The organism is Simonsiella muelleri ATCC 29453, from assembly GCF_002951835.1.
Classification (GTDB): Bacteria; Pseudomonadota; Gammaproteobacteria; order Burkholderiales; family Neisseriaceae; genus Simonsiella; species Simonsiella muelleri.
Map to the genome: position 1 here is coordinate 211135 of NZ_CP019448.1, position 23163 is coordinate 234297.

The window sequence follows — 23163 nt, forward strand, 5'->3', positions numbered from 1 at the left end:
GGCGAAAACTTCGGGAAAGATTTGTTTTAATTCATTAATTTTATTGTAAATAATTGAATTTTCTTGTATAATTTCGGTTCGGTTCGGTTCGGTTCGGTTCGGTTCGGTTCGGTTCGGTTCGGTTCGGTTCGGTTCGGTTCGGTTCGGTTCGGTTCGGTTCGGTTCGGTTCGGTTCGGTTCGGTTCGGTTCGGTTCGGTTCGGTTCGGTTCGGTTCGGTTCGGTTCGGTTCGGTTCGGTTCGGTTCGGTTCGGTTCGGTTCGGTTCGGTTCGGTTCGGTTCGGTTCGGTTCGGTTCGGTTCGGTTCGGTTCGGTTCGGTTCGGTTCGGTTCGGTTCGGTTGCCATAATTGCGTCTCCAGTGGGTTAAAATGCAAAAATAGTAGTTGATTATTTGATGTTCTGCAAGCTCTTCAGGCAGCCTGAAAAGTTACCAACTGCCATATGGGTGTTTACTCAAATAGGCGTTGGTAAAATGCCCATGACTGGTGATTTCTTCGCCGAGCCAGTCAGGGCGTGGAAAATCGGCGTGTTCATTGGGCAATTCAATTTCTGCGACCACAAGTGGCGCATTTTCACCAAAAAATTCATCAATTTCAAAGATAAAGTTTTGATATTCAACCAAATGGCGCATTTTCTCAATTTTGAATGGGCATAAATGTTGCATCATATTATTGGCATCGGCGAGCGGAATTTCGTATTCAAATTCACTGCGTGTGGTGTCAGAAATGTAGCCTTTGAGTGTGAGCCACGCGCTTTCGTCCACAATTCGGACGCGAATCGCACATTCTTTTTCTACGCTGATGTAGCCTTGTTTTAATAAAAATGATTTTTGAATGAAGTCGCGCCAATTTTCATTGTTTAATAAAAATCGTCTTTCAATTTCAATGTTTTTCATCAACAATTTTCCATTAAAATGGTTTGTAAATCACAAAATAAATCGCCAAAATCAATACAAAAACTGGTAATTCATTAAACACGCGATACCATTTGTGGCTGCGTGAATTTTGTCCGTGTTCAAATTGGCGTAAAATTAGTCCGCAATAGAAATGATAAATAATCAATAAAATAGCGCACAAAATTTTTATGTGAATCCAGCCCGCCCGATAGCCAAACGAAAACGCTGGAATCAGTAAACCACACACCACCGCGCCAACACACCATGGTGTCATAAAACGATACAATTTTCTCGCCATTATCAGTAAATGTTGATATTCTGTTGATATGTTTGATTTCATGGCTAAATTGACATAAATTCGTGGCAGATAAAATAAACCTGCAAACCATGAAATCATAAAGAAAATATGTAATGATTTGAATAGTAAATACATTTTTTAAAATCGGAATGGGAAAAACAGTTCACATTTTACGCTAAAATAGATTTTTTTTCTTTGGAGAACACGATGACGGCTCAATATGCGGTTTTTGGCAACCCAATCGCCCACAGCAAATCGCCCGAGATTCACGCACAATTTGCCGCGCAACAAGGTGAACTAATTGAATATCATAAAATTTTGGTTGATGATTCGCGTGATGCGTTTCAGGCAGCCGTGCGTGATTTTTTTGCAAGTGGTGGGCGTGGCGCAAATGTTACCGTGCCATTTAAGCAGTATGCTTTTGATTTGGTTGATGAATTATCCGAACGAGCGCAGGCGGCTGGTGCAGTCAATACCTTGATTTTGCTGGAAAATGGCAAATTGCGCGGCGACAACACAGACGGCGTGGGTTTGGTTAATGATGTGGTGGGTAATTTAAAAATTTCATTACAAAACAAAACAATATTGATTTTGGGTGCAGGCGGAGCGGCGCGTGGCGTGGTGATGCCAATTTTGTCAAAGCAACCTGAAAAAGTGATTATCGCCAATCGCACAGAAAGTAAAGCCATTGAATTAGCAAAACAATTTAAAATTCAAGCGATGGCGTTTGCGGATTTACGCGATATTCGGGTTGATGTTATTGTGAACGCGACTTCAGGCAGCCTGAATGGACATTTGCTTGCAGTGGACGATGCGATTTTTGCAGGGACAGAGCTGGTGTATGATATGATGTATGGTCGTGAATTAACAAAGTTTTTATGTCATGCGCGTGAATGTGGTGCGCAACAGGTTGCCGATGGTTTGGGGATGTTGGTTGGGCAAGCGGCGGAGAGTTTTCGCTTGTGGCGTGGTTTTACGCCAGATATTGCGCCTGTGATTGCGGCGATGAGATGATTTTTTGAATATTCAGGCAGCCTGAAACCTTTGTAAAACAAAAATATAGTGAATTAAAATTGCGATTTCCCAGCGTTGTCCACGTCCTGATGTACTATTCGTACACGGCGGACGTGGTCGCCTTGGGAATTTTTATTTTAATCCACTATAAAAAATCATTAACCCGTATTTCTCAAACCTTGTGCCACGCCATTAATGGTTTGATGCACCATTTGCAGCACGTATTGATTCGTTGGGTCTTGGCGTAATTTTTTCAGTAACGCCACCTGTAATGCACCCAACGCATTCAAATACGGAATCCGCAACGCCAACGAACGCGCCAAAGCACGATTATCTTTCAATAATTCATCGGCTTGTAAAATATCCAACAAGGCTTGACGGCTGCGTTGATATTCAGCTTTGATGTCGGCGAAAATTGCTGCACCGTGCTGTGGGTCTTGGCTAAGTTCTGCATAATGTTCGGCGAGTGTGATATCGGTTTTTGCCATCACTTGCTCCATATTAGACAACATGGCGCGGAAAAATGGATTGGTTTGTGCGTGAGCTTGCAGATTTTTCAGGCTGCCTGAATCGCGTTGACACAAATCTTGCACCGCGCTGCCAAATCCGTACCATGCTGGCAATATCAGCCGATTTTGTGTCCAAGAGAACACCCACGGAATCGCACGTAAATCCTGAATCTGTGCCAATGTTTTGCGACTGGCTGGGCGGCTACCCAAATTCAAACTGGCAATTTGTTCAATTGGGCTGGTTTGCAAGAAATAATCAATGAAACCATCACGCGTAATCAAGGCGCGGTAGTGTTTGAACGCGCTTTGTGATAATTGATTCATCAAATTTGCGTCAGGGTCGGCATCAATGGGTAACAAAGTGGCTTCCAAAGTGGCGGCGACTAAAGCCTCCAAATTGCGGACAGCATTGCTGGGGTCGCCGTATTTTGCGGTGATGACTTCGCCTTGTTCGGTAATGCGAATTTGTCCTGCTACGCTGCCTGCTGGTTGAGCCAAAATGGCTTGATAAGATGGTCCACCACCACGCCCAACGCTGCCACCGCGTCCATGGAATAAACGCATACGAATGTTGTATTCGGCGAATAATTTGACCAAACCTTGTTCTGCTTGATACAAACCCCAAGTGCTGGTGATGTAGCCGCCGTCTTTATTGCTGTCCGAATAGCCGAGCATGATTTCTTGAATATTGTCGCGGCTGTCAATAAAAGCGCGATACCAATCCGATTGAAACATGGTTTCCATGATGGGACACGCGTTTTGTAAGGCTTCAATGGTTTCAAATAAGGGAACAATATTCATACGCGATACGGGTTTGCCATTTTGAATGGTCAATAAACCCGTTTCTTTGAATAACAACGCCAATACCAACAAATCGCTTGGTTGTTCGCAATTGGAGATGATGCTTTGCGAGATGGCTTGTTCGCCGAATTGTTGTTTGATTAAACTGGCTTCGCGGAAAATATCCAATTCATAGCGTGATTCGGCACTGTAGGTAATGAATGGGCTGGAGAGTGGGCGAGGATTGTTTAATTCGCGTAACAAAACGGTTTGTTTTTCGCTTTCAGGCAGCATGGCGAAATTTTCTAAACCTGCGTGTTGAAATAATTCAATTACAACATTGGCTTGTTTTTCAGCGTGTTGGCGTAAATCCAGTGGCATCAAATGAAAACCACAAATAGACACGGTGCGAATTAAATCCGCAATGCGCCCATCAGCCAAAACCGCGCTGCCATTGTCGCGTAAACTGTTTTGCAACGCGTACAAATCACGCAAAAATTCATCTTTATTTTCATAAGGTTGACCTACGCCATATTTGCAACCCAATTGTACATTCAATTGATGCGCTTTGCCAGTCATGCGCGATAAAATCAATGCGATGGCGCGGCGATATGGTTCTTCTTTGCGTCCGACTTCTTTGTCGGGCGATTGCGCGGACAACACCAATACCGCATCACTCACTTTGACACGGCGTACCGAAAGTGGCAATTCTTGATACAAAGCTTCTAATTCACGGCGATAATGATGAAATGCAGCGTTAGCGTGATGTGTGAATGCATCGCGTAAGGTTTTGGCGGAGACATTTGGATTACCATCTCGGTCGCCACCAATCCAGCCGCCAATTTGCATCATATTGGGAACTTGAATATCGGGGAAGGCTGCCTGAAACTGTTTTTCCATGCGCCGATACAATTTGGGAATGGCTTGGAAAAAGCTGATGGGGAAAATATTGACGCCATTGTTGATTTCACTTTTTACGGTGATTTTGAAATGGCGTGTTTCGCTGGTTTGCCACAATGTGAGCAACACAATGTCCATTTCGCGTTGTAATTCAGCCAATTCGTCAGGGGTTTTGCATAATTCGCGTTGTGGTAACAGGGCGCGAATCTTGCGGTGTGAGATGAGTGTCGCTTGGCGTTGGACTTCGGTGGGGTGAGCGGTTAAAACGGCGTTGATTTGGGTTTGATTTAAGGCAGCCTGAACGGTTGGTTTGTCCAAATCATTGGCTTGGAATTTTTTGACGGTTTCGGCGATGTTGCCTTCGCTGGCGACATTGCCCGCGTGTTCATGAACCAAACGGCGACGTTGGTGATGTACGTCTTCGGCGATATTGAGAATTTGCGCGAACATACCCACGGCGGTGATTAAATTTTCGGTTTGTGCTTCGCTCAGGGACGGCAAAATTTGGGTAATGACTTGGCTGGCATCTTGTGCATCTGCCAAAATTTTTAGGGCATTGACCACAATTTCATCGGCGTGAACGTCTAGCATTTTGTAGAGTGATTGGGTCATGAATTCGGCATCGGCGGCTAATTCTGCGTCTTTGCTTTGGTGTAAGAGTGAAAATTCCATGGAGATAGATTCCTTGTTTACAAGATTTAACCAAAAACCACATGGTTATTGTAGCGGAAATAAGAGGGTTGTGTGAAAGTTGTTTGTATTCGGTAATATATTGCAATTCCCCAGCGTTGACCACGTTTTTATGTATTATTCGTACATGGCGGACATGGTCGCTTTAGGAAATTTTTATTTTAATCCACGATAAATGAGCAGGATATTTTTCAGGCAGCCTGAACACATTTTCATTTAAATGATATGAATTATTCTGCTTGTTTGTCAATTAATTGCATTTGTGTGATGATTTCTTGGCGGTCGGGGATTTCGCGTACTGGCCAACGAAAAATGGCGATGCCTGCGGCGAGTGTGGCTAAATCTTTGCGATTGTCGGCGGCTTGGCGTTGGGGTAAGGCATGGGTATCGTCATCAATTTCAATGGCGGCAATTGGCGTACCGTCGAGTCGGCACACGACAAAATCATAACTTAACCGATTGATAAAATTGAACCAATACAAATTGTTTTCTTTGGGAGATTCCACAACGCGCGACACTTGCACTTGTGGAAAAATCATGTAATTGGGAAAGGTTTCCAGTAATAAATCATAGACTTTCAATTCAGTCGGCGTAAGTGGTGCGCGGCGCGTATAGGGTAATTCGGTTTTGCCATCAAATGGGTTATTTTTATCGGGTTTGCCTTTGTAATAATGAAACGCCAGTAAAATCAAAAACAATATGCCCAAAAAAGCCAATAAAATACTCATGAATTCACGCTTTCAGGATGCTGTTTGCGGTAAATGCCAGGTGGAATGCCATATTGTTTTTTGAACGCTTTACCAAAATGCGTTTCCGATTGAAATCCCACTGATAATGCAATTTGTAAAATAGAATCGGCGGTTTGGCGCAACATTTGCGCGGCTGCCTGAAGCCGAATATGGTTAACAAACGCATGCGGACTCATTTCAATGTATTGCTTAAACAAACGCATCAATTGGGCGCGAGACAAATGTGCTTGCTCTGCCATTGCTTCCACTGTCCAATCATGGGCGGGTTCGGCTAATACGGCGGTTAGCACGCCACGCAAACGTTTGTCGTGTAACCCATTTAAAATGCCAGACAAAATCGGTTGTTGATTCAAATATTGGCGCAAAATATGAATCAACAAAATCTCCAATAACGCATTTAAAATCATGCTGGCGGCTGGATAATTTTGCTGCGCTTCGTGTTGCAACAAAGATAAAATATGTTGAAATTCAGGTTCTTTGCCATTCAAATGCAAAATTTCAGGCAGCCCATTGAATAAATCAGCGTGTGGTTCGTAATCAAAATTGGCGCAAAATAAAGTGAGGGTATGGTGGCTATCTGAATCCATATTTTTCAGCGTGAACGCGCCTTGCGTGGATAAATTGGGCTGTGCATATGGATTACTGCAATGGCTATCATGACTCAAAATATGTTCCGCCGAACGTGGCAACACAATTAAATCACCAGTTTGCAGAATTTGTGGCGGTTGATTGTGAATGTGCAGCCAACCTTGCCCACTGGTTACAAAATGAATGATGCCATGAGCGCGTTTATGCGGGTGATGCATAAACCATTCACCTTTGAATTGACACAATATATTGATGCTGCCCGTGATTTGGGCAAGATGAATCAGTTTGGCTAAGCTATCCATGAAAATCTATCCATCAGAAAAATTTGAGAAACTTGATTTTAAAATAAATTGGGTATTTTACAAATAAAAAAAATTCTTCAGGCTGCCTGAAAAGATTGCGCTAACTAAAATTTCTCCCCTTTTATGGCATTTTAACTCTATAATCCGCGCCGTGTGGCATAACTGCTCACCAGTCAGTTTACTCAAACTGGCTGTTTTCTTTAACCAAACACGAGAGATGATAACTGAGACTTTCTGCCATCGTGTAGTCAGTCTATGAAAACTTTTCTTCCTTTTATGATAAGGACTTATGTTGATGAACAACACACCCGTAACCCCAGTTGCCAATGCAACCAACGAATACTACATTAATCGCCAAAATGCAATGGAATCCAATGTCCGTAGCTATCCGCGCAAATTACCTTTGGCAATTGCCAAAGCGCATGGCTGCCGTGTGATTGATGTGGAAGGCAAAGAATATTTGGATTGTTTGGCAGGTGCTGGCACATTGGCATTGGGACACAATCACCCTGCGATTATTCAAAGCGTTCAAGACGTTTTGGCGAGCGGCTTACCATTGCATACTTTGGATTTAACCACGCCGTTAAAAGACGCGTTTACTGAAACTTTGTTGCGTGAATTTGGCGAAAATTATTGCTTACAATTTTGTGGTCCAACAGGCGCTGATGCTGCGGAAGCTGCCATTAAATTAGCCAAAACCCACACAGGTCGCGCTAATGTGATTAGTTTTTCAGGCGGTTATCATGGCATGACGCATGGTGCGTTGGCTTTAACAGGCAATTTGGGCGCGAAAAATGCCGTCAATAATTTAATGGCTGGCGTGCAATTTTTACCGTATCCACATGAATACCGTTGCCCATTGGGATTGGGTGGCGAAGCGGGTGTAGACGCATTAACTTATTATTTTGAAAACTTTATTGAAGACGTGGAAAGTGGTGTAGTCAAGCCTGCTGCCGTGATTTTGGAAGCTATTCAAGGCGAAGGCGGTGTGGTTACCGCGCCAACCAAATGGTTACGCAAAATCCGCGAAATCACACAAAAACACGGTATTTTGTTGATTTTGGACGAAGTGCAAGCTGGTTTTTGTCGCTCGGGTAAAATGTTTGCGTTTCAGTATTCGGAGATTGAACCCGATATTGTTATGATGTCCAAAGCGGTGGGTGGTGGTTTGCCATTAGCCGTGTTGGCAATCAAAAAAGAATTTGATGCGTGGCAACCTGCTGGACACACTGGCACATTCCGTGGCAATCAAATGGCAATGGCGGCTGGTTTGGCATCATTACGTGTGATGAAAGAGCAAAATTTGGCAGAAAATGCGCGAGTTCGTGGCGATTGGCTTCAGGCTGCCTTAAAAGAATTGGCGAAAGAATTACCGTGTATTGGTAATGTGCGTGGGCGTGGTTTGATGATTGGCATTGAATTTGTGGACGAGCGCAAACCAGTTGATCATATGGGCGCGTATCCTGCTGATGCAGAATTGTCGTTGGCGGTACAAAAAGCTTGTTTTAACAATCAATTATTGTTAGAACGCGGCGGGCGTAATGGTACGGTAATTCGTTTATTGCCGCCGTTGATTTTGACGCAAGATGATTGCGTGGAATTGATGGCAAAATTCAAGCAATCAGTCTTGGACGCATTGAAAGCGGTGCGCGGTTAATGATGATTCAGGCTGCCTGAACAGCGTGTTGAACGTTTTCAGGTCAAAATCTTTGTACAGTCGTTTAAAATTAAAAATACTACAGCGTTGTCTGCTCCTTTATGTATTCGATGTAAACACGCCTTGTCCTATTTTTATTTTAAACGACTATTAATTATTAAATTATATAAATACAGGAATGTGATTTTTATGTCTTTATCTCAACATCAACGCACCTTGTTGTGCGCTGCACCACAATCTCGCGCCGACTACGAATCCGCCATGAAAACCGCCGTAGAAGCGGTATCTAATTGGTTAAGTGAAGAAAAAATGTACACGGGTGGCAGTATTCGCCAATTGCGTTCAGAAATTCAATTTGAGCCCACTGCACAAGGTTTAGGGCTGCCTGAAACTTTATCGCGTTTGAATCATTTGTTTTTAAGCAAAAGCTTGAAAGTGCATCACCCACATTCATTAGCGCATTTACATTGCCCGACTATGGTTGCCAGCCAAGTGGCAGAAGTGCTGATTAACGCGACCAATCAATCGATGGACTCGTGGGATCAAAGCCCCGTTGGCTCGCTGATGGAAGTACAACTGATTGATTGGTTACGCCAAAAAGTAGGTTATGGTAAAGGCACGGCAGGGGTGTTCACGTCTGGCGGTACGCAATCCAATTTGATGGGCGTGCTGTTGGCGCGTGATGCGTGTGTGGCGAAACATTGGCAAAATGATGATGGTACCGAATGGTCAGTGCAACGCGATGGTTTGCCAGCTGATGCCTTGAAACGTGTGAAAGTGGTGTGTTCGGAAAACGCGCATTTTTCGGTACAAAAAAACATGGCGATGATGGGCATGGGTTTTCAATCGGTGGTAACTGTGCCATGTGATGAATTGGGACAGATGGATATTGGTGCGCTGAATCAAAAATTATCTGAATTAAAACAATCTGATAAATTGGTTGCGTGTATTGTGGCAACCGCAGGCACAACCGATGCAGGTGCAATTGATGGGCTGCCTGAAATCCGTCAAGCGGCGGATTCTGTTGGTGCATGGGTTCATGTTGATGCGGCTTGGGGGGGCGCGTTGTTGTTGTCGCCAAAATACTGCAGTAAGTTACAAGGCATTGAATTAGCGGACAGTATTACTTTAGATTTTCACAAACATTTTTTCCAAAGCATTTCATGCGGTGCGTTTTTATTAAAAGACGAGCGCAATTTCCGTTTTATGCACTACGAAGCAGAATACTTGAATTCGGCTTACGATGAAGAACACGGCGTACCGAATTTGGTCAGCAAATCTTTGCAAACCACCAGACGATTTGATGCGTTGAAATTGTGGTTTACTTTGGAGGCGTTGGGCGAGAATTTGTATGCGTCTATGATTGAACATGGCGTTGATTTATCGCAAGAAGTCGCGCAGTTTATCCGCGAACAAGACGATTTTGAGTTATTGGTTAATCCACAATTTGCATCGGTGTTGTTCCGAGTGCGCCCGAAAGATTATCCTATTGAATTTTTAGATAATTTAAATCAAAATGTGGCAGATAGTTTGTTTGCGCAAGGTGAGGCAAATATTGGCGTAACCAAAGTCAATGGCGTGCAATCGTTAAAAATGACGCTACTTAGTCCCATCGCTACGCTGGACAATGTACAAAAACTGTTGGCGCAAGTCCGCGCTCAAGCCAATCAAATTGGCGATGCTGTTAAAAATGGGACATATCAACCTGTGATTGATTAAACTTTGTTTTCAGGCTGTCTGTAGTAAAATAGGCAGCCTGAAAACATAGACAAACAGAAAAGCATAATGATGGCAACGCATGTACGCACGCAATTTAACTAATTTCCTAAAAAATCAATTAGTTATTATTAAGATTATCTGCAAATCAAATTATTTGGGGAGAGTATCATGCCTGAATGAATTTGGTCTGTGTGTGATGCGATACTATCGCTTTGAATTGTACTCAAATCTAAGAACCTGTGTTCATAATCTTAATAGCTTGCTTTTATCGCCACTTTATACGCCTACTGCGTTGGCTTAAACAGCCGCAAAATAAATTTATCAATCTATCTTATGAACACAGTTTCTAAGGTTTTGTAAAGGTTGGAGTCAAAATCTCTTATAATTGCATCACACGTGCAAACAAGATTTCATTTTCTAATTCAATATGATTACGCAAATCTTCGGTTAATTCGCGTAAATTCGCATACAAACGCTGCCAACTGCCACACGCGTGCGCTGGTGGTGTGAAATTATCAGTTAATTCAGTCAATTGCGTGATGGCTTGTTCATGGTCTTGGTGCTCGTGCATCATGACTTTGATGGGCATGGCTGCACCACGTCCAACTCCTTGTTTAATCATTGGAAACAGCATACGCTCTTCTTTCATCATATGTCCACGTAATTCCGAGTCAATGTATTGCACCAACGGCAGAATCTGCGGATTAAACGTCTGCGCATGAACACGCGCCACTTTTTCTGCCAGTGGCAAAATTTCATCTAACTGGCGGCGGTGAGTTTCATGGTAGCGCGGTAAAATGTGGTCAATAATGGCATCAAATGGCGCGGTTTGCCAAACGGTTAAATCGGTCATGGTTGGATTCCTTGTATTGATTTTATTGTGAATAATAGTGCTGTTTGCCGTAATTTGAATTTCAAATACCATAATCTTCAGCTTGAATATGAGCCGTATTTTACGCTGATTTCATAAAAATTCAAATTATATGAAACTTTCAAATCTACGCCCAATTGAAGACGTTTTATGCTAAAGTTTGGGCTTTATGATTTTCTTTTAATTCAGGCAGCCTGAAAAGGTTGGTTTTGTGTGATGATGGGGAATGGGTGGTGGTTTAAATGATTGTAGAAAATGTCATTTCTAAAATTAAGAGAACAAGGTCTGTTAATGGTACGGGATCGGTTTTCGTGGGCGAATGTGATTATGAAGAAGATGGTTCTTATACTTCAACGTGTTGGATATGTATTTTTGGCTTTCCTATTTTGCCTTTGTATAGCGCACGCATTTTAGATATTACGGGTAATTTCTTTTTAGCCGATTATCAATTTACTAAATTACCACGCATAAAATGGATGCAAGTTTTCAGAACGTGGGTATATATGCTTTTGTATCCTATTGGCATTTTTATTATGATATTGATGCATGTGATGAGTAGGGGAAGTGATTCTACTGTATTTAGGTTGATGAGTTGGGTTTGTGTGTTAGGGACACCGATTATGTTATTTGCATTACCAACGTTGTTACGGATTCGGGCGGCTAAAGCGGTTGGTCTTGAGCTAGATACAGGCATCAGCAAAACTGGATCGTGGATGATTGGGGACTTTTCCTTATGTTAATCATACTGATTGCTTTGTATTAGATAACCAATTAAATTAATTTGCAAAATGGCGTAGAATTTTATGGTATAGGTATGGAATCGTTTTCAGGCAGCCTGAAAACTCTTAAGCTCAAAATTTTTAAACCCAAAAAAGGTCAAACAAAATGACAAAAAACGTAGTCGTAATCGGCGCACAATGGGGCGACGAAGGCAAAGGTAAAATCGTAGATTGGTTGGCGGAACAAACCACAGGCGTGGTGCGTTTTCAAGGTGGACACAATGCAGGACACACGTTGGTTGTGAACGGTAAAAAAACCGTTTTACGCTTGATTCCAAGTGGTATTTTGCATGAAAAATTGGATTGTTTTATTGGTTCGGGTGTGGTGGTGTCGCCAGAAGCTTTGTTGAGTGAAATTGATGAATTGATTGCGGCTGGTGTGAAAAACGTGGAACAACGCTTGAAAATCGCCGCCACTGCGCCTTTGATTTTGCCATATCACATTGCGCTTGACCAAGCCCGTGAAAATTCCAAAGGCGATAAAAAAATCGGTACAACAGGACGTGGCATCGGGCCTGCGTATGAAGATAAAGTGGCACGCCGTTCGGTTCGTGTGGGCGATTTGGCGAATATGGAATTGGTGGCGGAAAAAGTGCGTGCCAATTTGGATTTGTATAATGTTCAGTTGGAACATTTGCACAAAGTTGCGCCAGTTAAATTTGATGATGTGATGGCGAAAATTGAAAGTTTCCACGCTCGTATTTTGCCAATGATTGCCGATGTTTCGCGCACTTTGTACGAAAAAAATCAAAAAGGCGAACGCCTATTGTTTGAAGGGGCACAAGGGACATTGTTGGATATTGATTATGGTACTTATCCTTTTGTTACTTCATCAAATTGTGTAGCAGGTGCGGCTTCGGCTGGTGCGGGTGTGCCACCACAAATGTTGAATTATGTATTGGGGATTGTGAAAGCGTACACCACACGTGTGGGTTCAGGTCCATTCCCAACCGAATTATTTGATGAAATTGGCACAGGTTTGGCAGAGCGTGGCAATGAATTTGGCTCGGTAACGGGGCGACCACGCCGTTGCGGTTGGTTTGACGCGGCTGCCTTAAAACGCTCCATTCAAGTAAACGGCATCACAGGAATGTGCATCACCAAATTGGACGTGATGGACGGCATCTCAGAAATCAAATTATGCACGGGTTACACGCTGCCAGACGGTTCAACCACCGATATTTTACCTTTTGGCGCGGACGCGGTTGCAGGTTGCACGCCTATTTACGAAACGTTGGCAGGTTGGACGGAATCTACGTTTGGCGTGAAATCGTATGATGCATTACCTGAAAATGCGAAAAAATATCTGAAACGCATTGAAGAAGTCTGCGGTGCGCCTGTGGCAATCGTTTCAACTGGGCCAGATCGCGAAGAGACGATTTTGATTCAACATCCGTTTGAATAATGGGAATAAAAGTCAGCCTGAAACCTTTTTTGCAAAACTATACGCCGTCATTACCGCGTAGGCGGTAATCCATTTTTAATCTTAAATAGATTTTTAATCAATCAAATAAAATCAATTATCTAAATTTTGCTATTGGGTTCTCGCATTCGCGGGAATGACGAGATTTAGGTTAATTTTTGGGTTTTGCAAAGGTTTCAGGTTGCCTTTCACGTAATTTGATGAGAATTAAACCCATTTAACGCTTATTAAAGTTATGATTCTACTTTTAATAACCAAATGGAAATAAATTATGAATTTGTTGAAAAAAACCATCTTATTGGCGGGTATGGTAACAGCATTTGCAGCGCAAGCGGCTGGTATGCCAAGCGATATTTTCCAACCACGAGGTGCGCAAGTAACCAAATCGCAAGCCCAAGGTAATGGTGAATTTGAAGCTGAATTCCGTTTGCGTGGTGGCAATGTTCGTGCATTGGCAAGTCAAGCAATTAAACATGTACAATCAAAAGGTTATCGTTTGGTTGAGCGCGATATTCAGCACAATGATGCCGATTTAAAATTCCGTAAAGGCAATCGTGAATTAGACATCAGCATTGAATCAAAAGGTCATGGCATCATTGAAATTGATGAAAGTTTGGATATTAATAATGATTAATTAATCATTATTTGGGTGTTTTGAAAAAGTTTCAGCCTGAAAATCTAATCAAGAGTTTTCAGGCTGCCTGACTGAATATCAATATTAATCAATTAACCGACTTTATCACCTGGTTTTGCGCTTTCGTGTACGGTTAATAATTTCAAATTGTGGTCTTTATCGGCTGCGCTCAAAATCATGCCTTCGGATACGCCAAATTTCGCCATTTTGCGCGGTGCGAAGTTCGCAATCGCAATGACCATTGTGCCATTTAATTCACTTGGATTCGGATAGCTGGCGGCAATGCCTGAGAAAATAGTGCGTTGTTCAAAACCAAAATCTAAGTTAAATTTCAATAATTTGGTGCTTCCTTCTACCGCTTCGCAGTTCAATACTTTCGCCACGCGCATATCGACTTTCATAAAATCGTCAAAGCTGCATTGCTCGGCAACAGGAGCGTAGTCGCTGGTTGGGGTTTGGGCAGGCGCGGCAGCCTGAATGGATTGTTTGTTGGCTTCAATTAAATCGTTCACTTGTTTTTCCTCGATTCGTTGCATTAAATGGTTGTATGGATTGATTTTATGGTTTTCAGGCAGCGTGCTAACGGTGTGCGTCCAATCTAATTTTTCCACATTTAAAAATGCGGTGGCTTGTGCGGATAGGTTTGGTAATACAGGAAATAAATATGCTGTCAAAATTTTAAATGCGTTAATCAATTCGCTGCACACTTCATGCAAACGAGATTCCATGCCATCTTGTTTGGCTAATTCCCAAGGTTTGTTCGCGTCCACGTACTCATTCACTAAATCAGCTAACCCCATGATTTCACGTAAGGCTTTGTTGTATTCGCGGCTTTCGTAATCTTGGGCGATGGATTCGGATTGTTCGGTTAATTGTTTGATTAACGTGCTTTGCGAAACATCTTTCAGGCTGCCTGAAAATTTTTTGTGAATAAACCCAGCGGCACGAGACGCAATGTTGATGTATTTGCCAATTAAATCGCTGTTTATACGTGCAATAAAATCATTTAAATTCAAATCGATATCTTCAATTTTGCTGTTTAATTTGGCGGCGATGTAATAGCGCAACCATTCGGGATTCAAGCCTAAATCCAAATAGGATTTGGCGGTGATGAATGTGCCGCGTGATTTGGACATTTTTTGTCCGTCCACCGTCAAAAAGCCGTGCGCGAAAATACCGTTTGGGGCGCGGTGTCCAGAGTATTCCAACATGGCTGTCCAAAATAAAGCGTGGAAATACAAAATATCTTTGCCGATAAAATGATACAACTCGGCTTGACTGTCTTTTCCGAAGAAATCATCAAAATTCAAACCATTGCGTTCGCATAAATTTTGAAAACTTGCCATGTAGCCGACTGGCGCGTCCAACCAAACGTAGAAATATTTGTTGGGTTCATCGGGAATTTCAAAGCCAAAATAAGGCGCATCGCGGCTGATGTCCCAGTCGGCGAGTTCGCCATCTTTGAGCCATTCGTTCATTTTGTTTAAGGCTTCAGGCTGCAAATGAGCGCGTCCGTTGGTTTCGCCTGATGTCCACGCTTTCAAATAATCCGCACAATCACTTAATTTGAAAAAGAAATGTTCGGTTTCTTTCATAATAGGCGTAGCACCCGAAACAGCTGAATAAGGATTAATCAAATCGGTGGGTGCATAAGTTGTGCCACAGACTTCGCAGTTATCGCCATATTGGTCTTTGGCGTGGCATTTGGGGCATTCGCCTTTGACGAAACGGTCGGGCAAAAACATTTGTTTTTCTGGATCAAACAATTGGTTGATGTTTTTGCTGATGATTTTGTTATTAGCTTTTAAGGCGCGGTAAATCCGTTCAGAATGGCTTTTGTTTTCAGGTGAATGAGTCGAATAATAATTGTCGTAAGCAATGCCAAAGCCTGTGAAATCGGCTAGGTGTTCGGTGTGGGTTTTGGCAATCATTTGTTCGGGTGTCATGCCTTGTTTTTGTGCGGCTAACATGATGGGGGTGCCGTGTGTGTCGTCCGCACAGCAGTAATGGCATTCGTGTCCACGTAATTTTTGGAAACGCACCCAAATATCGGTTTGGATATGTTCTACCATGTGTCCCAAATGAATGGCACCGTTGGCGTAGGGCAGGGCGGAGGTAACAAGAATTTTACGTTTTTGTGTCATGATTTTTTGCTCTGAAATAGGGAGAGTGTAAAACGTTGAATTATGCCATAAGCCGATTAAAATTGCTTTTCAGGCTGCCTGAAACTTTATGTTCTGGATTTTGGCTTGTGGGTACAAGTTTGTATGGTCGTTTAAAATCAATCAAAAATTTCCGCAATAGCCTGTAATGGCAATGTAATCACGTCAAACGCAATGGCAAATGGAAACAATACAATTTTTTTCCCCACATCATGACTATGATGTTCTGTTTTTTCTGTTTGTGTATAAATTTCAATTGGATAAGATTTACTCAATGGACGCAGGCTGTCTAAATTTCTGGCGACTGGATAAATCAAACCTTGTAAAGGAATTTCAAAACAAAAACTTTGTACATTCATTCGTTTATCGCTTTCGCTGGTGCATTCTTGTACGCCGTTTTGTAGGAAAAATTGAATATCATTTTTGCCGACATCGCTAGCTAACCTGCTGTAACGTAAATCTAATTTTCCTGAAAATTTACCGTCATTTTTTTCCGAGTAAAAAGACAAATTATTGGTAATGCGAATGTAGCGCGGGTCTAATTGTCCGATTAAAGTGGTGAATTTGCCGCCGCCTTGTGTCAAGACGTAGCTTTGTTGATTGCCGACAATGACAATAGCATCGCTGGGTAAGTTATTGATAATTTGAGCAGGTTTGCCAAAAGCACGTACGCTGTCTTGTATCAAAGTTTGGCGTTCGGTGATGGTGTGGGTGCTGCGATTATTTTCCAGTAGTTGTGATGTGGCACACGCATTTAGCAGATTGATTGCCAAAAAAAGACTGGCAAATTTGATGGCTAATTTCATCGAGATTTCCTTGTGATAAGATGATTGGTTTCAGGCTGCCTTTTCTTTTGAAAGATGCCTGAATAATCATTCTACTTGGAAAATTCGTATGTTACACAAAATTTACAATGCACTATTTTGCAGCATCCTCAAGCCACTGATTCAACATTATTTGCGTAAACGCGCTCAAAAAAATCCCGACTATCTGCAAGATTGGGCGGAACGTTTTGGCGAACCGTATCCCAATCCCATACAAAATGCAATTTGGATTCATGCGGTTTCAGTGGGCGAAACGCGCGCTGCTCAACCGTTAATTATTGAATTAAAAAAATATTTTCCTGATTCGCCACTTTTAATCACGCAAATGACACCCACAGGTCGCGCCACAGCTCAGCAGCTTTACCCACACGCACAATGTCGTTATTTGCCATACGATAATCCAAAATGGGTTCAACAATTTATCCGTGAACATCGTCCAAAATTAGGCATATTAATGGAGACAGAAATTTGGGTAAATTTGATTCATGCGTGTGCAGCAGAAAATGTGCCATTATTTTTGGCAAATGCGCGGTTATCTGAAAAATCGGAGCGTGGTTATTGGAAAATTCGTGGTTTGGTTGCGCCAGCGTTGGCAAAATTGTCGGGTTGTTACGCGCAAACTATTGAAGATGCAGAGCGTTTGGAAAAAATTGGCGTAAAAAATCCGCTGATTTGCGGTAACACGAAATTTGACATCACGCCATCAGCAGAATCCACAAAATTGGCAAATGAGTTTCGTGCCAGAATTGGTGATAGACGCGTGTTTTTGGCAGCCAGTACACGTGAAAAAGATGGCGTGGACGAAGCACAATGGATTGTTCAAGCATGGAAGAAAATCGCCCAATCAAATGATTTGTTGATTATTGTGCCACGACATCTTGAGCGTTTTCAGGCAGCCTTTGATTTTGCTACGCAAGCAGGTTTGCCAACGCAAAAACGCAGCGATAATCAAATTGTACAGCCTAAAACGCAAGTGTGGATTGGGGATAGCATGGGGGAAATGTTTGCCTATTATCAGGCAGCAGACGTGGTGTTTGTCGGTGGCAGTTTGGTGGAGACAGGATGTCAAAATGTGATTGAGCCGATGAGTTGCGGCAAACCCGTGTTGTTTGGGCTATCTACATTTAATTTTCAGGCTGCTTGCGATTGGGCGTTGATGGCTGGCGCAGCAAAACAGTTGAATACGGCCGAAGAAGTGGTACAAACCGCATGCGATTGGTTGCATCATCCACATTTGAGTGCACCCATCGCGCAAAGTGCGCGTGATTTCGTGGCTCAACACCACGGCGCAAGCGCAAAAATGGCACATGAAATCCATCAAATCATCACAAAAATAGCAAAAGACCAAGAGACAAGTTAAAATAGACAAATTTTGTTTTCAGGCAGCCTGACAAGCCAAGCATTCTGTAAACACATGATTTTGCCAATCATCGTGGGGTGCGCGGCAGAGTGGGTATGGCGGCGATACGCCATGTTTTTCAATTTTAAAGAAAATTGAGTTTGGGGCTGCCTGAAAAATGTTTTTGATATTTTTATGATTATTTTTAAAGAATTGAATTATGATGCTGACTTTCCAACAAATTATTTTCAAATTACAAAACTATTGGGCGGAACAAGGTTGCGCCATTATTCAACCGTTTGATATGGAAGTGGGCGCAGGAACTTCACACCCATCTACTTGTTTACGCGCACTTGGTCCAGAACCGTGGAATGTGGCGTATGTTCAGCCCAGTCGTCGTCCGAAAGACGGTCGTTATGGCGACAACCCAAACCGTTTGCAGCATTATTATCAATTTCAAGTTGCGCTGAAACCTGCACCTGATGACATTCAAGATTTGTATTTAGGCAGCCTGAAAGAGTTGGGCATTGACCCGACTGTCCACGATATTCGTTTTGTGGAAGACGACTGGGAAAATCCGACTTTAGGCGCGTGGGGTTTGGGCTGGGAAGTGTGGCTCAACGGCATGGAAGTTACCCAATTTACTTATTTCCAACAAGTCGGTGGTATTGATTGTAGTCCTGTTTTGGGTGAGATTACTTACGGCATTGAGCGTTTGGCGATGTATTTGCAAGGCGTTGAAAATGTGTATGATTTGGTATGGGCGATAACACCCGATGGCAGCAAATTGACCTATGGCGATGTGTATCATCAAAATGAAGTGGAGCAATCTACTTACAATTTTGAATACAGCGATGCAGAATGGTTGCTTAATCAATTCAATGGCTTTGAAGCGCAAGCCAAGCGTTTGCTGGAAACTGAAGACGCGCAATTGGCGTTGCCAGCGTATGAGTTGGTGTTGAAAGCGGGGCATATGTTTAATTTATTGGACGCACGCGGCGCGATTTCTGTTACCGAACGCGCAACCTACATTGGGCGCATTCGTACCTTAAGCCGACAAGTGGCGCAAAAATTTGTGGCGAGTCGTGAAGCGTTGGGTTATCCGTTGATTAAAAATAAATAATTTTCAGGCTGCCTGAAGAAAATTTACGCGCAGTTCTTCAGGCAGCCTGAAAAAATAAAGAACAAAATATGATAGAAAAACTCACATTTGGCTTATTTTCCGAACAAGATTCGCGCAGTTTTACGCGTCTGCTTGCCTACATTAAACCTTATAAAATGCGTCTATTTTGGGCTGTTCTTGCTATTGTGGGCGTGGCGTTTACTGAAAGTTATTTGGCGGCATTTATTGCACCGTTGGTCAATCAAGGTTTTGCTGCACCGACTGAACCGCCACAACTTGTGATGGGCAATGATATTGTTGCGACACTCCAAAATCTGAAAAATGAATTTAACTATTTGATTTGGGGTACAGAAGACAAAGTTTGGATTGTGCCTGTGTTTTTCATTTCACTGGTAATTTTTCGTGGGATTTGTCGTTACGCCAGCACTTATTTGATGACGTGGGTTTCGGTGATGGCGATTAGCAGCTTGCGCCGTGATATGTTCAAGAAAATGCTGACTTTATCATCTGATTTTCATCAAAAAACCCCTGCGGGCGATGTACTCATGAATATTGTACAAATGGCGGAAGGTTCGATTAGTGGCGCGAGCAATGTATTTATTGTTTTGATTCGCGATACGTTGATTGTGATTGGTTTGATATGCGTGTTGCTATATTTGAACTGGCAATTGAGTTTGATTGTAGCGTTGATGTTCCCTATTTTGTCGTTGCTATCGCGTTATTATCGTAACCGATTGAAAGGAATCATTAATAGTGCACAACTTAGCATTGGTACGCTGAATAATACCGTCAACGAAATTCATCAAGGTAACCGCGTTGTTAAATTATTTGGTGGGCAAGTTCAAGCGCAAAAACGCTTTGAAGCTGTTAATCAAACTTTGGTGCGTTTAAATAAAAAAATCACACAAGCCAGTGCGGCACGTTCGCCATTTAGTGAGTTGATTGCATCGTTTGCATTGGCGGTTGTGATTTTTATTGCGCTTTGGCAAAGTCAGCAGGGTTATACCACGATTGGTGAATTTATGGCATTTATTGTGGCGATGTTGCAAATGCTTAGTCCAATCAAAAATTTAGCTAATATCAGTATTCCAATGCAAAGTATGTTTTTGGCATCCGATTCGGTGTGTCATTTTTTAGACAGGCAGCCTGAAAAAGACACGGGTACTAAACAGTTACGCAATATTTCAGGCAGCCTGAAATTTGAAAATGTTGATGTGCAATACGAAACAGCCAACAAAAAAGCATTGGACAATTTCAATTTGACGATTCAATCAGGCGAGCGAGTGGCATTGGTTGGGCGTTCGGGTAGCGGCAAAACGACTGTTGTAAATCTGCTACCACGCTTTGTGGAACCGAGTTCAGGTAACGTTTTCATTGATGATACGAATATTGCAGATGTACAATTGGTCAATTTGCGTACACAGTTTGCACTGGTGTCACAAGATGTGTTTTTGTTTGATGACACTCTATTTGAAAACGTGCGTTACGGTCGTCCAGAGGCCAGTGAAGAGGAAGTATTGACGGCATTAGAAGCAGCGAATTTGTTGGATTTAGTCAATAATCATGACAAAGGTTTGCATCAACTCATCGGTGCAAACGGTAGTCAATTGTCAGGCGGACAACGTCAACGCGTTTCTATTGCACGAGCCATTTTGAAAGATGCACCGATTTTGTTGTTAGATGAAGCTACGAGTGCGTTAGATAATGAATCTGAACATTTGGTACAACAAGCTCTTGAACGTTTAATGCACGGGCGAACCAGTATTATCGTGGCACATCGCCTAACCACTATTGAAAATGCCGACCGTATTGTTGTTATGGACGAAGGTAAAATCATTGAAGAAGGTTCGCATAACTTCTTGATGAAAAAGGGTGGGTATTATGCGAAATTGAGAAGCGTTAGTGGTTTGAATTCATGAAAAGTTTAGGAATAGTTAAAGATGTCAACATTAGAAAATATTCCTAATGATATTGCTGTATTTGTGGTAACTCATAAATCATTTAATTTACCGCAGGAAGCAGTGCTTGTTCCTATTCAAGTTGGGAACGGGATAGGGTTAGGATATATTTCAGATAATCAATTAGACAATATTGCTGATAAAAATCCTTTTTTTAGTGAATTAACGGCTCTTTATTTTATTTGGAAAAATATCAAAACGCCAATTATTGGGTTGGTTCATTATCGTAGGTATTTTGTTTTTAAACAAAATATCGTTTTTTGGCGATTAAATCAAATAGCCTACCATTTAAATTTGAATGCCAAGCAGCAAACGAAACGATTACAGATTTTGAATCGCCATACAATTTTACAGGCTTTGAAAAATGCCGACATGATTATTCCGAGTCCTTTGGTTTTGGGTATGACAGTTTATGAGCATTATGATAAGTGTCATCACATAAAGGATTGGAATATTATTCAAAAGATATTAGCAACAAAATTTCCTGAATACTTATTAACCATGAATCAAGTTGAACAAGGTAACATTCTTTATCCATATAATATGTTTATTGGTAGGAAAAATATTATGGATAAATATTGTGAGTGGCTTTTTGATATACTTTTTGAAGCGGAAAAATTTATTGATTGTTCTCAATATAATAGCTATAACCAAAGAGTATTTGGATTTCTATCTGAACGACTTTTTACAGTGTGGTTTTTTCATCATCAAGAACAATATCGTTTTAAACATTTTTTTGTCGAGTTAATGAAAGAATAATTATGAAATTTTTATGTGTAGGCGCAGGTTTTTCTTGCGCTGTTATTGCACGAGAATTGGCGCAATCAGGACACAAAGTTACAGTGATTGACCAACGTTCGCATACGGCAGGTAATTGCCATACTGAACGAGATAAAGAAACCAATGTAATGGTGCATATTTACGGTCCACATATTTTCCATACCAACAATGAAACAGTTTGGAATTACTTGCAAAAGTTTGGCGAATTTATGCCATACACAAACCGTGTAAAAGCTGTGAGTGGCGGTCAAGTATATTCATTGCCTGTTAATTTGCATACCATTAACCAATTTTATGGTAAAACTTTTTCTCCAAAAGAAGCCAAAGCATGGATTACCGAGCAATCAGACCAATCCATTACGGAACCGCAAACTTTTGAAGAGCAAGCAATGAAATTTGTTGGCAAAGATTTATATCAAGCTTTTTTTAAAGGTTATACCGCTAAACAATGGGGCGTGTCGCCAACGAAATTGCCAGCCAGTATTTTAAAACGTTTACCAGTTCGTTTTAATTATGATGATAATTATTTTGCCCACAAATATCAAGGTATGCCAAAAAATGGTTATACCGAAATCGTGGACAATATTTTAAATCATGAAAATATTACCGTTCAATTAAATACACCATTTGATGAAACTATGCTATCTGAATACGATCATGTTTTTTGGTCAGCACCATTAGACGCATGGTTCAAACATCAGTTTGGTAAATTGGGCTACCGTACTTTAGACTTTGAAGCCTTTACCGATGAAGGCGATTTTCAAGGTAATGCGGTGATTAATTATTGCGATGAAGCCGTGCCTTACACACGCATTACCGAGCATAAGTATTTTGCGTCTTGGGAGCAACATGAAAAAACAGTGTGTTATAAAGAATTTAGTCGTAGTTGTGAAGATGGGGATATTCCATACTATCCTATCCGTTTAGCGGAAGACCAAGCCTTGTTATCGCAATACGAAAACCTTGCTAATCAAGCCAAAGGTGTGAGTTTTGTAGGGCGTTTGGGAACATACCGCTACTTGGATATGGATGTAACCATTGCGGAAGCTTTAAAAACAGCCCAAGGCGTATTAGATGATTTAGCTAATAATCAAGCGATTCAGCCGTTTTATTTTGCTTAAACTTTATTCAGGCTGCCTGAAAAATTTAGGCAGTATTTTCTTATTTTGA

20 protein-coding genes are annotated in these 23163 nt (G+C 41.8%); 12 read left to right on the forward strand and 8 right to left on the reverse strand.

Annotation, left to right across the window (positions count from 1 at the left end):
* The first annotated feature begins 63 nt into the window (after positions 1–63).
* Positions 64–366, forward strand: a complete 303-nt coding sequence (locus tag BWP33_RS12785) for a hypothetical protein (RefSeq protein WP_244903124.1) — start codon at positions 64–66, stop codon at positions 364–366.
* A gap of 60 nt (positions 367–426) precedes the next feature.
* Here BWP33_RS12785 and BWP33_RS01030 read toward each other — a convergent pair whose 3' ends face one another.
* A complete protein-coding gene (locus tag BWP33_RS01030) occupies positions 427–894 on the reverse strand; it encodes a CYTH domain-containing protein (protein WP_002641225.1) in 468 nt (155 codons plus the stop codon).
* A gap of 13 nt (positions 895–907) precedes the next feature.
* A complete protein-coding gene (locus tag BWP33_RS01035) occupies positions 908–1327 on the reverse strand; it encodes a CopD family protein (protein ID WP_040628507.1) in 420 nt (139 codons plus the stop codon).
* 72 nt (positions 1328–1399) lie between these two features.
* On the opposite strand from BWP33_RS01035, the gene aroE reads away from it, so the two are divergent.
* A complete protein-coding gene (aroE, locus tag BWP33_RS01040) occupies positions 1400–2206 on the forward strand; it encodes a shikimate dehydrogenase (protein WP_002641223.1) in 807 nt (268 codons plus the stop codon).
* A 158-nt stretch (positions 2207–2364) separates the two neighbouring features.
* Here aroE and ppc read toward each other — a convergent pair whose 3' ends face one another.
* From ppc to BWP33_RS01055, 3 genes are all read right to left on the reverse strand, one after another.
* Positions 2365–5067, reverse strand: coding sequence for a phosphoenolpyruvate carboxylase (gene ppc, locus BWP33_RS01045; RefSeq protein WP_002641222.1), 2703 nt, complete (start codon positions 5065–5067; stop codon positions 2365–2367).
* 248 nt (positions 5068–5315) lie between these two features.
* Positions 5316–5813, reverse strand: a complete 498-nt coding sequence (locus tag BWP33_RS01050; RefSeq protein ID WP_002641221.1) for a DUF2726 domain-containing protein — start codon at positions 5811–5813, stop codon at positions 5316–5318.
* A complete protein-coding gene (locus tag BWP33_RS01055) occupies positions 5810–6724 on the reverse strand; it encodes a cupin domain-containing protein (protein ID WP_002641220.1) in 915 nt (304 codons plus the stop codon). Before BWP33_RS01055 ends, BWP33_RS01050 begins: the two co-directional genes overlap by 4 nt.
* Before the next feature lie 295 nt (positions 6725–7019).
* Here BWP33_RS01055 and BWP33_RS01060 point away from each other — a divergent pair, with 295 nt between their 5' ends.
* Positions 7020–8381: a diaminobutyrate--2-oxoglutarate transaminase gene (locus BWP33_RS01060; protein ID WP_002641219.1), complete on the forward strand. Its 1362-nt coding sequence runs from the start codon at positions 7020–7022 to the stop codon at positions 8379–8381.
* A 189-nt stretch (positions 8382–8570) separates the two neighbouring features.
* Positions 8571–10100 carry a pyridoxal phosphate-dependent decarboxylase family protein gene (locus BWP33_RS01065; protein ID WP_002641218.1) on the forward strand — a complete coding sequence of 510 codons (1530 nt, stop codon included), beginning with the start codon at positions 8571–8573 and terminating at the stop codon, positions 10098–10100.
* A 379-nt stretch (positions 10101–10479) separates the two neighbouring features.
* Here BWP33_RS01065 and BWP33_RS01070 read toward each other — a convergent pair whose 3' ends face one another.
* Positions 10480–10953: a hemerythrin domain-containing protein gene (locus tag BWP33_RS01070; RefSeq protein WP_002641217.1), complete on the reverse strand. Its 474-nt coding sequence runs from the start codon at positions 10951–10953 to the stop codon at positions 10480–10482.
* 260 nt (positions 10954–11213) lie between these two features.
* Between BWP33_RS01070 and BWP33_RS01075 the strand changes: the two genes are divergently transcribed.
* From BWP33_RS01075 to BWP33_RS01085, 3 genes are all read left to right on the forward strand, one after another.
* Positions 11214–11711, forward strand: coding sequence for a hypothetical protein (locus tag BWP33_RS01075; RefSeq protein WP_002641216.1), 498 nt, complete (start codon positions 11214–11216; stop codon positions 11709–11711).
* Between the two features lie 145 nt (positions 11712–11856).
* On the forward strand, positions 11857–13155 hold the full coding sequence (locus BWP33_RS01080) for an adenylosuccinate synthase (RefSeq protein ID WP_002641215.1): 1299 nt from the start codon (positions 11857–11859) through the stop codon (positions 13153–13155).
* Between the two features lie 289 nt (positions 13156–13444).
* The gene (locus BWP33_RS01085; protein ID WP_002641214.1) at positions 13445–13807 is read left to right on the forward strand and encodes a hypothetical protein; all 363 of its coding nucleotides are present in this window, start codon (positions 13445–13447) and stop codon (positions 13805–13807) included.
* Between the two features lie 92 nt (positions 13808–13899).
* Here BWP33_RS01085 and metG read toward each other — a convergent pair whose 3' ends face one another.
* Positions 13900–16008, reverse strand: coding sequence for a methionine--tRNA ligase (gene metG, locus BWP33_RS01090; RefSeq protein WP_081578978.1), 2109 nt, complete (start codon positions 16006–16008; stop codon positions 13900–13902).
* Between the two features lie 80 nt (positions 16009–16088).
* Positions 16089–16775: a YidX family protein gene (locus BWP33_RS01095; RefSeq protein ID WP_002641212.1), complete on the reverse strand. Its 687-nt coding sequence runs from the start codon at positions 16773–16775 to the stop codon at positions 16089–16091.
* An 88-nt stretch (positions 16776–16863) separates the two neighbouring features.
* On the opposite strand from BWP33_RS01095, the gene waaA reads away from it, so the two are divergent.
* From waaA to glf, 5 genes are all read left to right on the forward strand, one after another.
* The gene (gene waaA / locus BWP33_RS01100; protein WP_002641211.1) at positions 16864–18153 is read left to right on the forward strand and encodes a lipid IV(A) 3-deoxy-D-manno-octulosonic acid transferase; all 1290 of its coding nucleotides are present in this window, start codon (positions 16864–16866) and stop codon (positions 18151–18153) included.
* Between the two features lie 202 nt (positions 18154–18355).
* Positions 18356–19255 (forward strand): glycine--tRNA ligase subunit alpha, encoded by a 900-nt coding sequence (glyQ, locus tag BWP33_RS01105; RefSeq protein ID WP_040628633.1) that lies wholly within the window; start codon positions 18356–18358, stop codon positions 19253–19255.
* A 68-nt stretch (positions 19256–19323) separates the two neighbouring features.
* Positions 19324–21174 carry a lipid A export permease/ATP-binding protein MsbA gene (gene msbA / locus BWP33_RS01110; protein ID WP_002641209.1) on the forward strand — a complete coding sequence of 617 codons (1851 nt, stop codon included), beginning with the start codon at positions 19324–19326 and terminating at the stop codon, positions 21172–21174.
* Positions 21175–21195: 21 nt separating this feature from the next.
* Positions 21196–21972, forward strand: a complete 777-nt coding sequence (locus BWP33_RS01115) for a DUF4422 domain-containing protein (RefSeq protein ID WP_002641208.1) — start codon at positions 21196–21198, stop codon at positions 21970–21972.
* A 2-nt stretch (positions 21973–21974) separates the two neighbouring features.
* Entirely contained in the window at positions 21975–23114 is a 1140-nt protein-coding gene (glf, locus tag BWP33_RS01120) for a UDP-galactopyranose mutase (protein ID WP_002641207.1), read from the forward strand.
* Positions 23115–23163 lie beyond the last annotated feature (49 nt).

What these genes read in the sequence shown, in the direction of transcription:
- aroE (WP_002641223.1), top strand. Translation starts at nt 1,400, where the DNA reads ATGACGGCTCAATATGCGGTTTTTGGCAACCCAATCGCCCACAGCAAA.
- glyQ (WP_040628633.1), top strand. Translation starts at nt 18,356, where the DNA reads ATGCTGACTTTCCAACAAATTATTTTCAAATTACAAAACTATTGGGCG.
- BWP33_RS01075 (WP_002641216.1), top strand. Translation starts at nt 11,214, where the DNA reads ATGATTGTAGAAAATGTCATTTCTAAAATTAAGAGAACAAGGTCTGTT.
- BWP33_RS01080 (WP_002641215.1), top strand. Translation starts at nt 11,857, where the DNA reads ATGACAAAAAACGTAGTCGTAATCGGCGCACAATGGGGCGACGAAGGC.
- BWP33_RS01030 (WP_002641225.1), bottom strand. Translation starts at nt 894, where the DNA reads ATGAAAAACATTGAAATTGAAAGACGATTTTTATTAAACAATGAAAAT.
- ppc (WP_002641222.1), bottom strand. Translation starts at nt 5,067, where the DNA reads ATGGAATTTTCACTCTTACACCAAAGCAAAGACGCAGAATTAGCCGCC.
- BWP33_RS01115 (WP_002641208.1), top strand. Translation starts at nt 21,196, where the DNA reads ATGTCAACATTAGAAAATATTCCTAATGATATTGCTGTATTTGTGGTA.
- BWP33_RS01085 (WP_002641214.1), top strand. Translation starts at nt 13,445, where the DNA reads ATGAATTTGTTGAAAAAAACCATCTTATTGGCGGGTATGGTAACAGCA.
- msbA (WP_002641209.1), top strand. Translation starts at nt 19,324, where the DNA reads ATGATAGAAAAACTCACATTTGGCTTATTTTCCGAACAAGATTCGCGC.
- BWP33_RS01035 (WP_040628507.1), bottom strand. Translation starts at nt 1,327, where the DNA reads ATGTATTTACTATTCAAATCATTACATATTTTCTTTATGATTTCATGG.
- waaA (WP_002641211.1), top strand. Translation starts at nt 16,864, where the DNA reads ATGTTACACAAAATTTACAATGCACTATTTTGCAGCATCCTCAAGCCA.
- BWP33_RS01095 (WP_002641212.1), bottom strand. Translation starts at nt 16,775, where the DNA reads ATGAAATTAGCCATCAAATTTGCCAGTCTTTTTTTGGCAATCAATCTG.
- glf (WP_002641207.1), top strand. Translation starts at nt 21,975, where the DNA reads ATGAAATTTTTATGTGTAGGCGCAGGTTTTTCTTGCGCTGTTATTGCA.
- BWP33_RS01065 (WP_002641218.1), top strand. Translation starts at nt 8,571, where the DNA reads ATGTCTTTATCTCAACATCAACGCACCTTGTTGTGCGCTGCACCACAA.
- BWP33_RS01055 (WP_002641220.1), bottom strand. Translation starts at nt 6,724, where the DNA reads ATGGATAGCTTAGCCAAACTGATTCATCTTGCCCAAATCACGGGCAGC.
- BWP33_RS01050 (WP_002641221.1), bottom strand. Translation starts at nt 5,813, where the DNA reads ATGAGTATTTTATTGGCTTTTTTGGGCATATTGTTTTTGATTTTACTG.
- BWP33_RS01060 (WP_002641219.1), top strand. Translation starts at nt 7,020, where the DNA reads ATGAACAACACACCCGTAACCCCAGTTGCCAATGCAACCAACGAATAC.
- BWP33_RS01070 (WP_002641217.1), bottom strand. Translation starts at nt 10,953, where the DNA reads ATGACCGATTTAACCGTTTGGCAAACCGCGCCATTTGATGCCATTATT.